Source organism: Vibrio sp. GJ43-1 (assembly GCF_055808835.1).
The window spans coordinates 2,109,035-2,123,763 of the sequence record NZ_CM147884.1 but is presented as its reverse complement, the minus strand read 5'-3'; the positions used below and the strand labels follow the sequence as shown (position 1 = coordinate 2,123,763).

Below are 14,729 nucleotides of genomic sequence, written 5' to 3'. Positions count from 1 at the left end.
TAAAAATGCCCTTAATGAATAAGGGCATTTTTGTTTGTCTTAATCAAGGTTATTGGTCTGGTTTGATTAAGATAGCACGTCGTTTTTATAGAACTAGTTTTCTCCCTCGAGCATGATGGCTAGCGCTCACCAAATGCGCGACTCACATTGGTGAATATGGGCTTCCATAAATATTGGAACACGGTTTTTTCATAGGTGGTAATGTCGACTTCGCCCGTCATGCCCGGTAAAATCGCGAATTTCTCAGGGTTATCTCGAAAGAACGGCTTTTCAACGGCAATCGTCACCTCATAGAAAATATTGCCTTTTTCATCTTTTCTGGTGGTAGGGGAAATCGATTCTACAACGCCTTGTAGGGCACCAAATCGACTGTAATCGTAGGCATCTATTTTAACGCGAGCATGTTGCCCTTCACTGACAAAGCCGATATCTCTGGGGGAAAGCTTGGCTCTAAAGTCTGCGACACCACCGATAGGCACAATCTCAACAACTGTGCCCCCGGGCTGAATAACGGTACCAACTCTTGTACTTGGTATGCTCTGTACGAGCCCTTGAAGAGGGGAGGTAAGTACGGTGTTAGTGAGTTTTGCTTCACCTGAGCGGACCCTTGCTTTCAAAGCTGATAGTTGGGAGGCCGCTTTGGAGCGTTGGTCAGCTACTTCAACTTTCGCTTCTGCAAGTAGTTGAGTGATTTTTTCATCATTAGAATCGGCTTGCTTAAGAAGTAAGGCATTTTTACCGCGCGCCTCTTCAATTTGCTGCTCTATAGACGCCACCTTTTGTTGCATCTCCAATACTCTCAAACGAGAAATGTTACCACTTTTAAGACCTTTCTGAAGGATCACCAATTCTTGCTTAGACGCGCTTAATTGACGTTCATAGGCTGGAATGGCGTTGTCGGTGGTACGAAGCTGCTCTGCGATTTGCTCCGCTTCTTTTTCTAAGACAATGCGTTTTTGATAATAGAGTGCGATTTGAGCGCTGCGTTGGGCACGTTGTTCTGCCACTAATTCAGGGTAGCGTGCTTGATATTGTGCGAAATCAGGCTCGCGCTCATCGATAAGCGACGACAATCTCTCGATTGTTAGGTTTAACGATGCTGATTGGGCTTTGAGTTCTTCTAGTGCGGTGGTTTGAAAAGTGGCGTCGAACTCTACGAGGACTTGTCCAGCTTCCACTAAATCGCCTTCTTGGACTGAAATGGTCTTTAATTTCCCGCCAATATCACTTTGAATAATCTGGCGTTCACCTTCTGGAATTACGGTACCTTGTGCTTTTGCTATTTCATCCACTTGCGTTAGCGCTGACCAAGCAACGAAAGCAATGACACACAATGCGATGGCATAGGTAGTAATAGAGAGAAGTCTTTTAGTTTGCTGTGATTCTATTGCTTCAGCGTATTGAGGATTACTCATTAGCAACGCCCTCCATAGTGTTGTCATGTGGTGTGGCTTCTGCCGTTTGTTCTTCAGCAAGAGGTCCGAAATAGGCGACGCTGCCTTGGTTAAGAACCAGAACTTTATCAGCAAGTTTAATTAACTCAGGATCTTGTGAACTATAAAGAATGGTTGATTTGCCGCGTTTTATGTCTAAAAAAAGCTTAAATAATTCAACAGATTTTGGCGATAAATCATGCAATGGATTATCGAGTAGGTATAAAGGGTAGTGTATGGCAAGTGCCTTTGCGGCAATGAGCATTCGCGCCTCAAAGCGTGAGAGTAAATCGTACATTGTCGCTGGCCAGAACTCCGTCAGTTGTGTATCAAGCCCAGCGGGTAAGGATTCAAACCAATCTTTGCCACTAAGCCTGTTTTATGGCGTTCACTATCTCGGAATCTTTGATAAGTTGCTTGTCGGAAAACCAATCTCGAATGTTAGTAAGCAGTACTTCTGGGTGTGATGCTTTATAAAACATCCAGTGTCGATAGAGCAGCGGTGCGTACTGGCTTAAATTAATGCCATTGATGTTAACAATGCCATTTTGAATGGGTTGAAAGCTGGCAATAGTATCAATAAGGCTCGTTTTACCGCTGTTTGATGGACCCGTAATGGCAACAATTTCTCCAGGTTCAATTATCGCACTGATGCCACTTAGGGCGGGTTTGGCTTGATTAGCGTAGCGGAGTGTTATTTGGTCTAGCTCAATTTGCGGCGCCGATTCAGGAAGATCATGATGCTGATATCGGTAAGCTTCCTCAGAGTTTAGTGTCAGTGTTCGGTTGATTGTTAATTGTGTTTGTTGGATTTGCTGAAGGCGAAGCGCGCTATTCGCGAGTGTTTGCGCAGGACCGGTGACGCGAGAAATAAGCATCATCGTCGCAATCAGCCCACCCGCAGACATGACTTGATTGAAAATTAACTCGATACCTAACCCTACCACTGCGATGGTTGAAATCACCCCAATGGCATAATAAATCGAGGTATATTTCGCTTGATGTACGGTTTGTTTGAAGCCGTTCTTAGTGGCGAGATGATTCGCTCGATCAAATCGAGTGAGCCAGCCGTCGACTAAATGACTACTTCTCATGTAACCAAGTTGGCTCGATAATTCTGCAATTAAGGTTTGCCTATTTGTCCCTGAAATAGTGGATTGATTGGCTTTAAGCGCCGAGTTTTTAATGCTGCTTGTTGCCACGAGGTAGTAAAGAATAAGCGATACAATAGGGACGATAACAAGCCATCCACCGAGCGCCGCAATAGCGATTAAAAAAATTAACACAAATGGGATGTCGAATAGCGCATTACCGAGCGGTCCGGCTAAGACTCCGGATATTCTTTCGGCAAACCCCATCTGACTGACTTGGCTTTGTTGGGGCGTTAATTTACAGACATCGTAACTACCCGTGAGTAGTTTTTTAATTAGCGCATCGGATATTTCACGGCTTATTCGGTTTGCTACAGTGGCAAGAGTTTGGCTACGTAGTACTCTGAGTAGCCATAGCATGAAAAATAAAATCCCCGCCCCAATTGCGATGCCTTGCAGTTCGTGGGCAGCGTCACCTCCAATGACGTGATCATAGATTGACATGGTAATGAACGGAATCGCTAGTGCAAATAAATTCGCGAACAAACTGGCGAGAGCGACCTTGGGGATCACGGCTTTGTAACTGTCTAAACGAGACCCCATCCAGTTGGCATCGGGTTTATCTGGTGGTGTGTCTTCCAATAAGATAGCTAACTTGAAGCGCTTAAGCGTTTTTGAATCAAACGGCTGTCGAGTATTTATACATTCTAAGGTTTGATTATTGAGTTGAGCAACAACGAATTCATCATCGTTGACCAATACCGCCACTTTAAATGCATTGGCGTTGAGTTGCTCTTGAGTGCTGATGATACGATAGGGGACATTAAGGCGATCAAGCATACTCAAATAGTCTTCGAGGTTATTGAGCCCATTTTCTTTCACCCATTGATGGGCGAAAACATCAATATTACTGCTGACCTCTAACACCCTTAGTGACTTCAATGATGCACTTTCTAACTCATTCATTCGTCACTCCTTCTTGTGCTGCCAGTGGACGTTCTAGTCGTAAACTTTCAGTGCATAGGTTGGTAAATATAGGATTGAAGCTGACTAACAAGACCAGCCTGCCGTTGTTTGCTTCTTGCTGCAGGACGTTGGCGAGTTTCGGCCATGTGTCGATGTCTAAATCAAGTTCAGGTGTGTCGATACATATAACCGAAGTTGGGCGGGCAAGTTGAAAACAAATATTGATAAGGCGAATACTGCTATGACTAAGTGGAATGGTCGGTAGTTCCCCAAGCTTGGTTTCTAGTCCGTCTGGGAGTTGAGTCAGCACGTCGTACAGCCCAAGGGATTGACAATAACTTAAGGCCTGCTCTGATAATTCGGGTTTGAAGCCACATAAATTGTCTAATATCGATCCGTGCAAGATAGATGATCGTGATCCGATGTATGACGTTCTTTTTAAGCGAGAAAACTCTTCGACGTTTGTGTCGTTAAACGCGATGTTGCCCGAATGTCCCGGGCTGACTCCAGCAGCAATAGTCAGAAATTGACTGGCCGCTTCTTTATCGACGCAGATCGCTTGGCAGACTGTACCAGCAGGTAAATGTGCATCGACTTGGTAGTGTTTTGAAAAACGAGAGATGACTAAAGCTTTGAAGTGCAGGGATGCCAGTTTCTCTGATGCGGTGGACTCTTCAGCTCTTGAGGGAGAGAGGGATAAAAGGGCTTTGACGCTTTGAATCGATGTTTGCATATTCGCATAGCGGATATTCAGATTGGTTAGAGCGCTGAGCGGTGCTACTGCTCGGCCTGCTAATATGGAACAGGCCGCTAATCCCCCGGTGGTCAAGTCTCCTGAAAGTACATGAGAAGCCCCAGCAATAACGAGAATAACAGAGGTGCCTAAGGAAGCGAGGTAGATGCATTCTTGTGCCAACGCGTTTTTTCTCTCGTCTTCTGCAATTGTCAGTCGATGTGCTTGGTTAATTCCTTTGTACGCGCTAAACGCTTTGTATTCATTGGCTTGTCGTTTAATGCCTAAAATATTTCTGTATAGGTTGAGTAAGAATCCTGCGCGCGCATCTTCTGATTTGGCATGTTGCAGGCTTCGTTGTTTTGCTCTTGCCCCAGATAACCACACAAACCCAAAAGTGACCGACCAAACAACAATGGGAACGGCAACCAATGCCCCCCCACGTAGTAAACCAAAAACAAAAATAGTAGCGCAAAAGGAATATCTATGAGTCCTGACAATAACCCCCCTGAATATAGGTCTTTGATTTTGGCGATGGAATCGAGGCCATTTTGGACGCCGCCCACTTTGAGCTGTTTTATCTCATTGACAGGCGAGGTAGCGAGCGCACGAACGGTGTCTGAATAGCGTTGTTGCTCCATCATTGAGGATTCTGCCGCGAGAACACGAGAGCGCACATATCGCAACAATGCATCTAGCAAGACGGCAAGCGTTGCGCCTGCGAGCAATAAAGTTGCGGTGCCGTAACTTTGGTTCGGTATGATCCGGTCGTAAATCTGCAAAACCGTAAGAGGGACGGCAAGTGAGAGTATATTGATCAGCACAGAAGGAACTAACACTTTTTTTATGCCATGAACGCCTGCTGAGAATGTCGTATCCATACTTAACTCATTTCTTATCCATTTAGATTAAGACTCGGACAAAAAACACGATATTTCAAACAGTAACAGTAAATAATTTTCATAAGGGATCGTCGATGACGTGCGTCGTCCTTATGACATGGTTTACAGGGAATACGAAAGGGGCCATAACGGTTGAATAGTAATTAATATAAGTGTTAATTATTTGTAACTATCGTGTCATAAATGCCGGGCATGATAGCGGCCATAATATCAATATGGCCATTTGAATGGCCTTTTCTTCAATAGAAAGGAAGTCACTGTGAAGCTATTTAACCAAAACCATGACCAGCGTCCGTTAGATTGTGAACCTGAATTCAATAAATTTGTTGATGCGGCAATGTCTCGTCGACGTTTTTTAAAGGCAACGGGGGCGGCTGGCACAGTTGGTTTTTTTGCAGCCAGTCCCGTTAGTCAAGCTATTGCAAATACGAAACCCAGCCAGTCATCGCTATTGGGTTTTGACGCGATCGCTATTTCTACCGCGGATACGATAGAGGTGCCAGAGGGCTACCAAGCGGATGTATTGATTTCATGGGGTGATGCGATTAAGAAGGGGGCGCCAGCCTTTAGCCAGTCCAATGACGCCAAAGCGCAGGAGATGCAATTTGGTGACAATAATGACGGCATGACTTTTTTTCTGATTTCAGATGATCGCGCAGTGCTTGCTGTAAACAACGAGTACACCAATAACGAGTACTTGTATCAACATCAAGGTAAGAACATTTCTGCAGACGACGTACGCAAGGGGCAGGCGGCTCACGGCGTCTCTGTTGTTGAACTGAAGAAGACAAATGGCCAGTGGCAAGTCAATCTTGAAGGGCGCTTAAACCGACGAGTTACGGCGTTTACTGAAATGGAAATGACCAGGTATAGCCGCAGGACACGATCTGTTAAAAACCAATGTCGATAAGTCAGGTAAGGCAATACTCGGTACCTTCAACAACTGTGCGAATGGACAAACACCGTGGGGCACGTACCTTACGTGTGAAGAGAATTTTAACGGCTATTTTGCAGATACCTCCGATAATCCATTGTCAGAAAGCAATCAGCGTTATGGCCTAGGTAAGAAAGACCGAGGCTACGATTGGTATAAGTACGATACTCGCTTTGATATGGCACAAGAGCCCAATGAACCGCATCGCCATGGTTGGGTGGTTGAAATTGATCCAATGAATCCTAATTCAACCCCTAAGAAGCGCAGTGCACTTGGACGCTTTAAACACGAAAATGCCGCACTTACGATTAATGATGATGGACACGCTGTGGTTTATCTTGGCGATGATGAGCGTGGCGAGCACCTTTATAAATTTGTCTCAAAGAATAAGTATGTGCCTGGCGCAGATTCCAATCGAGATCTCCTTGAAGAGGGGACGCTATACGTGGCTAAATTTGAAGGCACAGAAGGTGAGCTCAATGGTAAAGGTCAGTGGTTAGCGCTGACGTGGGGTAAAAACGGACTCACGCCTGAGAATGGATTTCCTGATGCCGCATCAGTGATGATTTTTGCGCGCATGGCTGCAACACAAGTAGGCGCGACAACGATGGATCGCCCGGAGTGGGTCGCGGTTCATCCAAGTAATAAATCGGTCTTCTGTACGTTGACGAACAACAAGCATCGTGGTGTTAAAGCGTCGCAACCGATTAATGCGGTGAATCCACGTGAGAAAAACCCTTACGGACACATTGTTCGTTGGAACCCAATGAATGGTGATCATGCATCAGAGCGATTTGAATGGGATATTTATGTCTTGGCAGGCAATCCAGACGTTCATCAATCGGGGTTAATGGCGGGTAGCAGTAATATAAACAAAGACAATATGTTTAATAGCCCAGATGGCATTGGCTTTGATATGGCAGGGCGCTTATGGATTCAGACCGATGGTAAATACTCCAATAAAGGAGACTTTGCAGGGATGGGAAATAACCAGATGCTGTGTAGTGATCCACAAACGGGTGAGATTCGCCGTTTCTTAACGGGTCCAATCGCGTGTGAAATCACCGGGCTCACTTTTTCACCGGATCACAAAACTATGTTTGTCGGAGTTCAACACCCCGGAGAAGACTTAGCACCGTCACATTTCCCAGATGGAGGAAACACCGTACCACGCTCATCGGTTATGATGATTACGCGTAAAGATGGGGGTGTCATCGGTGCGTAATTCATAACGCGAAAGTTAAGTCAAAAGGAGGCAAGTGTGTCTCCTTTTTTGTGGGTGGTAACGTCGGATGTTGAGGGTATTTGAGTCATGGTTGTTGCGTAATAAGCCATCCAGTCATTAGGGCGTAAGGAATAAACGATTAACGATAAATACTCTCGATAGGTCTATTTGGACCGTTTTGAGGTTTGCTTAATGACGCTCAGAATTGCCTGTGCCATTTCGTCTATGGGGAGTTCTTGCAATACCGCTCCTATTTTTTTTGCCTCACGTGGCATGCCGTAGACAACACTACTTTTTTCATCTTGAGCGAAGGTTTTTGCGCCAGCTTGTTTCATTTTCAATAAACCTGCCGCCCCATCTTTGCCCATGCCAGTTAGAATCACTCCGACACCTAACGTCTTGATGTTTTCAGCAATGGATTCAAACAATACATCAATGGAGGGCTTATGCAGGTTGACAGGTTGCCCTTCACTTAAAATGGTGTAATACACTCCTGCACGTTTTTGGACAAGAAGATGAGTATTTCCTGGAGCAATATACGCATGACCCGACCGAATTATTTGGTCGTGTTGCGCTTCTTGAACCTTAATGGCGCATAAACCTTGTAGACGGGCAGCAAATGAATGAGTAAACCCCGGGGGCATATGTTGAGCAATGACGATACCGGGACAGTCAGTGGGTAGACCTTTTAAGAGCAGAGTAATTGCTTCCGTCCCTCCTGTTGATGCGCCGATTGCTATCAGGTGATGAGTGACATCCCCGAGAGATGGTTTATTGTTTGGAGGGCTAACGGCTGATTTAGCAACTGATTTAATGGTGTTAGTCAATGGAGAGGATTTCTGTTGCTCATATTTAAAGTGTACCGCGGCGTGTTTGAGCTGTTTAATCACTGATATTGCGAATGCCTCAAAGTTGGGGTCTTGTGATTGATGCACGTGGGGTTTGGCAAGACAGGACATGGCGCCAAGTTTTAGTGCTTGTTGTGCGATTGAAGGGTTTCTGTCAATGAGCTTTGAGATAATCACAACAGGCATTGGGCGAAGTGTCATTATTTTATCTAAAAAATCCAGTCCATTCATACCGTCAAGTTCAATGGCGAGAGTAACAACATCTGGTTCAATACGTTTTATCAGGGCTCTTGCTTGCTTTGCATCATGGGCGATAGCTGCGACCGTCATATTGGCTTGGCTGCTTATGATTCTATTTAGAACTTCGCACGTTTCATGACAAGAGTCGGTGATGATTACTTTTAATGGCATAATCACACTCGCGTATACGTCGTTTGCCGTAGCAATACAAACTGGTTCTGATGATCAGGAAAATTCTCCGAGTGACCCAGAAACAGCAGAGAGCCTGCCGAGTAAATAGTGAGCAAATTTATTCAAAAGAGAACGTTGAGTATTTTTGTCAAAATAAATCATTACATTTCGGCAAAAAATCGCCTGAAATTGACTATTCATTGGCCATTGTCTATCCATCAAATTCAAACGCTTAAAGTGGACAAGTGCTTTAATTTCCGGCTTGATTTCGTACGTATTATTGTGTTTATGAGCAATAAAAAACTGATGCATTTGCTTTTCCGTGACACGCTCAAGTTGGTCTGGTGTGTAATGCCCTTTTCTGGCGATGGATAGAACATGCGTGTTGAGATCGGTGGCCAATATTTTTACTGGAGGTTTACTTGTCCCAAATACTTCAACCATTGTCATAGCGATACTGTAGGCCTCTTCACTAGGTGGAACAGGCTGAGCACCAAATCCTCACAGGTTCCGTTATCGTTGTGTGCACAAAGTGCTCATTAACATAGGCTTTCAATAACTCAAAGTGATAGTGTTCCCTAAAAAGTAGGTCAAGTTAGTGGTAAGAGCATTGACGAAATATTCCCATTCAGTATGGCTATTGTCACCCAACATCTTAATATACTGGGCGAAATTTGAGAGTTTATTTGCCCTTACACGACCAATTAAGCGATTGTATACAAGATTCTTTTTATTCTTGTGTAATGAAATGCCCACCCGGTTATACACTAACGAGGCAATAGCGTTAAAGTCCGCTTCTGTATAGTCAAGTTGAGCGTTAATTAACATCAAAACTCAGACCAATCGCTGTCATCAGCATGGTTATGAGAGCCTAGTGCTACGTGCATACTTCTCTCACCAAAATGGGATTCACTGGCTACATGCTGAGGGGGAGTTGCTGTTCACCCGTATCAAATGCTGCCACGTAAACGGCAAGATTAGCGACTTGTTCTTCTAGTGAACTAGCCGCGGCCGAGCCTTCTTCGACTAGGGCTGAGTTTTGTTGTGTGACATCATCGACTTCCAAAATTGATCGGGTAACTTGATCAATCCCAACACTTTGTTCAACAGAGGCTTGGGTAATTTCCTCAATCAATTGCGCGACTTCTTGAATTGAAATGACCACGCTAGAGATTGAGTCACCAGCCTGGGTCGCCAGTTTTGAGCCTACCTCAATCTTGCGTACTGACGAATTGATCAGACTTTTTACTTCTTTTGCCGCAGCGGCAGAACGCTGAGCCAAGTTACGAACTTCGGTCGCCACAACGGCAAAACCCCGACCTTGTTCACCTGCACGTGCGGCCTCAACCGCGGCATTTAGAGCCAGAATATTGGTTTGGAAGGCAATGCTGTCGATAACTGAAATAATGTTCATGACTTCTTGTGAACTGGTATGAATATCGGACATATTTTCAACCACTTGCTTCACGACCTCGCCACCTTTGAGCGCATTTGCCGACGTGTCTTTTGCTAAGCGGTTCGCTTGTTTGGAGTGTTCAGAATTTTGCTTAACGGTAATAGTGAGCTCTTCCATGCTGGATGAGGTGACCTCAAGGCTACGCGCTTGTTTTTCAGTTCTCTGTGCTAGATCTATATTACCAATCGCTATTTCTTTAGTGGCAGTGTTGATGGTGTCGGCAGAAATCTTTATATGCAGAATCATCTCTTTCAATTTGGTGACCGTTAAATTGGAGCTTGTTTTGAGTTCTCCAAAGGCGCCTGAATAGTCGGCTGTAATTTTTGACGTCAGATCGCCCTTTGCCAAGGAAGAGAGGACGGTAACGATATCGGTTAGACTGACTTCACTGATTTCTAATAGGCGGTTCATATTGCCGCAAAGCATAGTGAAAAAGGTGTTTTTCCCGTCTAGAGCCATGCGCTGAGAAAAGTCCCCTTCAACCGCGGATTGAATGACATGTTCAATTTCTTTTTCGACGCCTATTTCGGCAGTTCGATCGACCCATTCAGTCACATAGCCAATTTGCTTCCCAGCTTCATCGATAACAGGGTTACTGATGATGTTAAATATTCTGCCATTAATATCGATTTCTTGATTTTTTTCCACCTCAACCGTTTGCTGAGTGTCGTGCTTATCTTGTTGGTTAATTTTGATTAGATTAAGGTCGTTGATGTTGACACCTAATAATTCATTAGTATCAAAATCCGGTGAGTAGGCTTTCAACTCCGCTTCTGCGTGTTTGAACATATTGATGATTGATGGGTTAACATAGATGATGATATTGTCACTATCTACAATCATCATGTTAGTACTTACGTTATCAAGGGCAATCTTGATACGCATTGCCGCCCTTGCTTTTTGACGAACGCTTCCTATTTCGATGGTTCGATCGGCCCATTCGGTAACATAGCCAATTTGTTTTCCGGACTCATCAATAACAGGGTTACTGACGATGTTAAATATTCTGCCATTAATGTCGATTTCTTGAGTTTGTTCAACTTCAATGGTTTGCGGAGTGTCATGTCCACCTTGTTGATAATTGTTTGAGAGTCGGTTTTGCTGATGGATGGTGACTAAATTAAGGTCGTTGATATTCACACCTAATAATCTATTGACATCAAAATCAGGTGAATAGGCTTTTAGTTCTTTTTCAGCTTGCGTGAACATATCGATGATCGATGGGTTAACGTAGATGATGGTGTTGTCGTTATCTACAATCATCATGTTAGTACTCACGTTATCAAGGGCAATTTTAATACGCGTCGCTGCGATGGCCTTTTGACGGACGCTTTCCATATTATACGCTAACTGTACTTTCATTATTTTTAGCGATTGTAGTACTTGTCCAATTTCATCATTTTTTTCAATGTTAATCTCAAAGAGATAGTCTTTTTTAACAAGGCGAGTAAAGTAACGTCGAATATCACTTAATCTAGAGTTAATATCTCGGTTGAAGATAAAGGCGAAGATTAGATACGCGATAATGCAAAGTAGGGTAATAATGGATGAGAGCGCGACTTCAAACCAAAAAACGTACTTGCTTTCTTCATAAATATCAATGGATTGTTGTCGGTTTTCTAAAATAAGGTCACCAATAGACTGTTCGTAAGCCAAAATCTCCGTTACGGAGGCGAGGATGAGAGAGCGGAAGTCAGCATTACTACGCCTGCTTTCGTCACTAGAAGATAAAGTCGAATAAATGTCTAATAGTGATGTGGCAGCTAACTGATCGCTTTGTTCGGCGATGATTCGGTATCTCTCGATTTCCGAGGTATGTTCTAAGTCAAATTTATCGATCAGGTTAGTGGTAATTTGCTTAAGTGTTAAGGCATTGTCTTTAAGCGTTTTACTGATATTGAGATGTTTTTCGAAGTCATCGGTTAGCAGCAAGGATTGCAGCAATAGTCGATTTTCTATCCACAGTTTATCGATGGTGAGTAAACGGCTGTACGATTCAATGTGGTTGTTATAAAGGTGTTCAACCGCTTCTTTTTCAGTGTATGAACTGTGTATACCGATGCCGAGCACGGTGAAAAGAGATATCGTTGCGATTAATACTAAACCGAATAGACGTTGTTTGATGCTGAGTGCGTTAATTGAGTTAACATGCTGCTTTTTAACCACTTTTCCACGCTTGATGACGAGATCACCCTGTTCTCCTTCGTTGAATTGTGAATATTGAATCTTTACTTTTTCTAGGTCGACTTTATTAGGCATTGAGCGAACGGACATAAAACCGAGTTGAACCCCATCTTTGTATAATGGGGTTACATCGGATTTCACCCAATAATATCCACCGTTTTTTTGGCGGTTCTTGATAATACCTGACCAGCAATTCCCTAAATTGATTTCTCGCCAAAAGTCTTTGAATACTTCTTTAGGCATATCTGGATGGCGGACGATGTTATGCGGGCTACCTAATAGCTCGTCTCGCGAATACCCACTGACTCGAACAAAATTATCGTCAGCATAGGTAATTTTCCCTGACATGTCAGTCGTCGAGACGAGTATTTCATTTTCCTGAATGAGGTATTCTCTATCTTCATTATTCATGATCATGACCTTTCTTAGTTTCATGAGCTGGCGAGCTGTCAGTTTCAATCTGGTTAAATAGCGCCATATCTTGGCTGCTCATTAATTTTTTTATGTGAATCAAGATGAGCATTAACTCATTTTGCGAGGCAAGCCCTTTAATGTATTTTGTGTCTAATGCACTGGCAAAATCGGGGGAGGCTGCACATCGACCGTGTCGAGTAATAGCACATCCGCGACACTATCCACGACAATACCGACAATGCGTTCATCAATATTTAAGATAATAACAACGGTCATGTCATGGTACGTAATATCAGACAATTTAAACTTAATACGCATATCTACTATGGGTATAACCACACCACGTAAATTCATTACACCCTTAATATAAGGTGGCATATTGGCGATAGCGGTGACTTGGCCATAGGTTCTGATCTCTTGGACAGTGAGAATATCAATGCCGTAGTACTCTTGACCGAGCCAAAAAGTGAGGTACTCTTTAGCGACCGTCTTGATACTGTTGCCTGAATTGTTTTCGATGCTCGATGTCATGATATGTTCCGTGTCGATTGTCATCTATCCATTTAAAACTGTGTATACCAAGCGCTACATTGGTTGTTCAAAAATAAGCATTAATAACATACTAGGAAATGGAGACGTGAGTTCTTGTTAGAGTGTGAAAAAATTAGCGCTGCCTGACTAAATCGGCAACATCTAAAATGAGCGAAACACGCCCGTCGCCCATAATGGTGGCACCGGAAATACAAGGGATCTTACGAAAGTTGTTTTCTAAATTTTTAAGAACGACTTGCTGTTGCCCAATTAAGCTGTCGACAAACAATGCAATTATTTTGTTGCCATGCTCTAACAGTACGACAATACCTTCATGCAGTTCTGTTACGTCCGTATCCAGATTGAAAAACTTATGCAGTCGAAGGATGGGCACGTATTCGTCATGAACTCTGATCATGGTTTCGCCGCTGTTGAGTTTTTTAAGATCATCGATATTGGGTTGAATTGACTCAACAATATAGGTTAGGGGAATAATATAGACATGTTCTCCCACACAGATAGACATCCCTTCTAATATTGCTAAGGTTAGGGGGAGTTGAATGGACATTTTTGTCCCAACCCCCAGTGTTGAACTAATTTCGACAGTGCCACCCATACTGGAGATATTGCGTTTCACCACATCCATACCTACGCCACGACCTGATACGGTAGTAACTTGCTCAGCGGTTGAGAAACCGGCTAGAAAAGATCAGCTGAAAGATGTCTTGAACATTCATGTTTTGAGGCAAGTGCATACCATTTTTCTGAGCTTTTTCTACGATTTTTTTGGGGTCAATGCCCAACCCGTCATCTTCAACATGCACAATGACATCACCACCGCGGTAGACCGCTGAGAGTTTTATTGTGCCTTGCACAGGATTTATTTGCTTTGGTTCTTTCTTCGGGGGATTCAATACCATGATCGATACTATTTCGTATTAAATGGGTCAGAGGGTCCACCAGTTTTTCCAATAAGCCTTTATCGAGCTGGGTTTGTTCGCCTTCTATAATCAACCTGATATCTTTATTTAACGAATTAGATAAGTCGCGCACGATCCGAGGAAAACGACCGAAAACGGTGCCTATCGGCATCATTCGCACAGACATGACGGAAGCTTGCAGGTCACGAGTATTGCTTTCTAATTGGTTAAGTCGTGCGGCTAATAACTCGTTAGCGTCCAACCCAAGATCAAAGGTCAGTTTTTGTAACATAGATTGCGTGATGATGAGCTCACCAACTTGATTGATAAGCTGATCCACTTTTTGTGTACTGACTCGAATCGAAGAAGCCTCGTGTTGCTTGCTTCGAAGTCGAGGGTTCGAACTTCTCTTTCGTTGAGCAGCGTTATTCGGTTCTTTCGGCACTGGTTGATGGCTTGGTATTGAATCTTGCGATGACGTGTTGTTTGGTGGATTATTGCTCAATGTTTCGCTACTTGAATCTTGTGCGCGGTGATGCCATCGTTTAATGATGTCATCGACAAGATTGGCTTTGATGGGTTTAACTAAATAATCGTTCATTCCTGTTTGTAGGCATTTTTGTTTTTCTTCTTCACCGACCATAGCGGTCATTGCGATGATTGTAATACCTTGGTGCACGT

Annotated in this window: 11 protein-coding genes and 3 pseudogenes; 1 reads left to right on the top strand and 13 read right to left on the bottom strand. The window is 43.6% G+C overall.

All coding sequences use genetic code 11. The annotated features are described in order from the left end of the window. Window positions 1–119 precede the first annotated feature (119 nt). From AC0L66_RS10190 to AC0L66_RS10170, 5 genes are all read right to left on the bottom strand, one after another. Window positions 120–1,415, bottom strand: a complete 1,296-nt coding sequence (locus tag AC0L66_RS10190; RefSeq protein WP_473567149.1) for an HlyD family type I secretion periplasmic adaptor subunit — start codon at window positions 1,413–1,415, stop codon at window positions 120–122. Next, window positions 1,408–1,731, bottom strand: coding sequence for an ATP-binding cassette domain-containing protein (locus AC0L66_RS10185; RefSeq protein ID WP_473567147.1), 324 nt, complete (start codon window positions 1,729–1,731; stop codon window positions 1,408–1,410). The genes AC0L66_RS10190 and AC0L66_RS10185 overlap by 8 nt, the downstream gene beginning before the upstream one ends. A 70-nt stretch (window positions 1,732–1,801) precedes the next feature. After that, a complete protein-coding gene (locus tag AC0L66_RS10180) occupies window positions 1,802–3,490 on the bottom strand; it encodes an ABC transporter transmembrane domain-containing protein (RefSeq protein ID WP_473567145.1) in 1,689 nt (562 codons plus the stop codon). Continuing rightward, window positions 3,483–4,610, bottom strand: coding sequence for an ATP-binding cassette domain-containing protein (locus AC0L66_RS10175; protein WP_473567142.1), 1,128 nt, complete (start codon window positions 4,608–4,610; stop codon window positions 3,483–3,485). The genes AC0L66_RS10180 and AC0L66_RS10175 overlap by 8 nt, the downstream gene beginning before the upstream one ends. Then, on the bottom strand, window positions 4,508–5,104 hold the full coding sequence (locus tag AC0L66_RS10170; RefSeq protein ID WP_473567141.1) for a 6TM ABC transporter family protein: 597 nt from the start codon (window positions 5,102–5,104) through the stop codon (window positions 4,508–4,510). The genes AC0L66_RS10175 and AC0L66_RS10170 overlap by 103 nt, the downstream gene beginning before the upstream one ends. Window positions 5,105–5,462: 358 nt before the next feature. Between AC0L66_RS10170 and AC0L66_RS10165 the strand changes: the two are divergent. Further along, window positions 5,463–7,284, top strand: a pseudogene (locus AC0L66_RS10165) (PhoX family protein). 164 nt (window positions 7,285–7,448) lie between these two features. Here the strand turns inward: AC0L66_RS10165 and AC0L66_RS10160 are convergent. The 8 genes and pseudogenes from AC0L66_RS10160 to AC0L66_RS10125 form a co-directional block, all read right to left on the bottom strand. Then, the gene (locus AC0L66_RS10160) at window positions 7,449–8,543 is read right to left on the bottom strand and encodes a protein-glutamate methylesterase/protein-glutamine glutaminase (RefSeq protein ID WP_265675672.1); all 1,095 of its coding nucleotides are present in this window, start codon (window positions 8,541–8,543) and stop codon (window positions 7,449–7,451) included. Between the two features lie 54 nt (window positions 8,544–8,597). Beyond that, window positions 8,598–9,002: pseudogene (locus tag AC0L66_RS10155) on the bottom strand (CheR family methyltransferase); the annotation flags it as partial. Between the two features lie 93 nt (window positions 9,003–9,095). Next, window positions 9,096–9,371 carry a hypothetical protein gene (locus AC0L66_RS10150; protein ID WP_473569222.1) on the bottom strand — a complete coding sequence of 92 codons (276 nt, stop codon included), beginning with the start codon at window positions 9,369–9,371 and terminating at the stop codon, window positions 9,096–9,098. 88 nt (window positions 9,372–9,459) lie between these two features. Next, a complete protein-coding gene (locus tag AC0L66_RS10145) occupies window positions 9,460–12,594 on the bottom strand; it encodes a methyl-accepting chemotaxis protein (RefSeq protein WP_473567139.1) in 3,135 nt (1,044 codons plus the stop codon). Between the two features lie 153 nt (window positions 12,595–12,747). Next, window positions 12,748–13,128: a chemotaxis protein CheW gene (locus tag AC0L66_RS10140; RefSeq protein ID WP_473567138.1), complete on the bottom strand. Its 381-nt coding sequence runs from the start codon at window positions 13,126–13,128 to the stop codon at window positions 12,748–12,750. 133 nt (window positions 13,129–13,261) lie between these two features. Next, window positions 13,262–13,654: a chemotaxis protein CheW gene (locus tag AC0L66_RS10135; protein WP_473569220.1), complete on the bottom strand. Its 393-nt coding sequence runs from the start codon at window positions 13,652–13,654 to the stop codon at window positions 13,262–13,264. Window positions 13,655–13,684: 30 nt separating this feature from the next. Next, window positions 13,685–13,813: pseudogene (locus tag AC0L66_RS10130) on the bottom strand (ATP-binding protein); the annotation flags it as partial. Window positions 13,814–13,959: 146 nt separating this feature from the next. Beyond that, window positions 13,960–14,727 (bottom strand): hypothetical protein, encoded by a 768-nt coding sequence (locus AC0L66_RS10125; protein WP_473567137.1) that lies wholly within the window; start codon window positions 14,725–14,727, stop codon window positions 13,960–13,962. Between the last annotated feature and the right edge of the window lie 2 nt (window positions 14,728–14,729).

Coding starts and splice junctions, on each gene's coding strand:
- AC0L66_RS10170 (WP_473567141.1), bottom strand. CDS start 5,104: ATGGATACGACATTCTCAGCAGGCGTTCATGGCATAAAAAAAGTGTTA.
- AC0L66_RS10135 (WP_473569220.1), bottom strand. CDS start 13,654: ATGTCTATCTGTGTGGGAGAACATGTCTATATTATTCCCCTAACCTAT.
- AC0L66_RS10140 (WP_473567138.1), bottom strand. CDS start 13,128: ATGACATCGAGCATCGAAAACAATTCAGGCAACAGTATCAAGACGGTC.
- AC0L66_RS10160 (WP_265675672.1), bottom strand. CDS start 8,543: ATGCCATTAAAAGTAATCATCACCGACTCTTGTCATGAAACGTGCGAA.
- AC0L66_RS10150 (WP_473569222.1), bottom strand. CDS start 9,371: ATGTTAATTAACGCTCAACTTGACTATACAGAAGCGGACTTTAACGCT.
- AC0L66_RS10185 (WP_473567147.1), bottom strand. CDS start 1,731: ATGTACGATTTACTCTCACGCTTTGAGGCGCGAATGCTCATTGCCGCA.
- AC0L66_RS10190 (WP_473567149.1), bottom strand. CDS start 1,415: ATGAGTAATCCTCAATACGCTGAAGCAATAGAATCACAGCAAACTAAA.
- AC0L66_RS10145 (WP_473567139.1), bottom strand. CDS start 12,594: ATGAATAATGAAGATAGAGAATACCTCATTCAGGAAAATGAAATACTC.
- AC0L66_RS10180 (WP_473567145.1), bottom strand. CDS start 3,490: ATGAATGAGTTAGAAAGTGCATCATTGAAGTCACTAAGGGTGTTAGAG.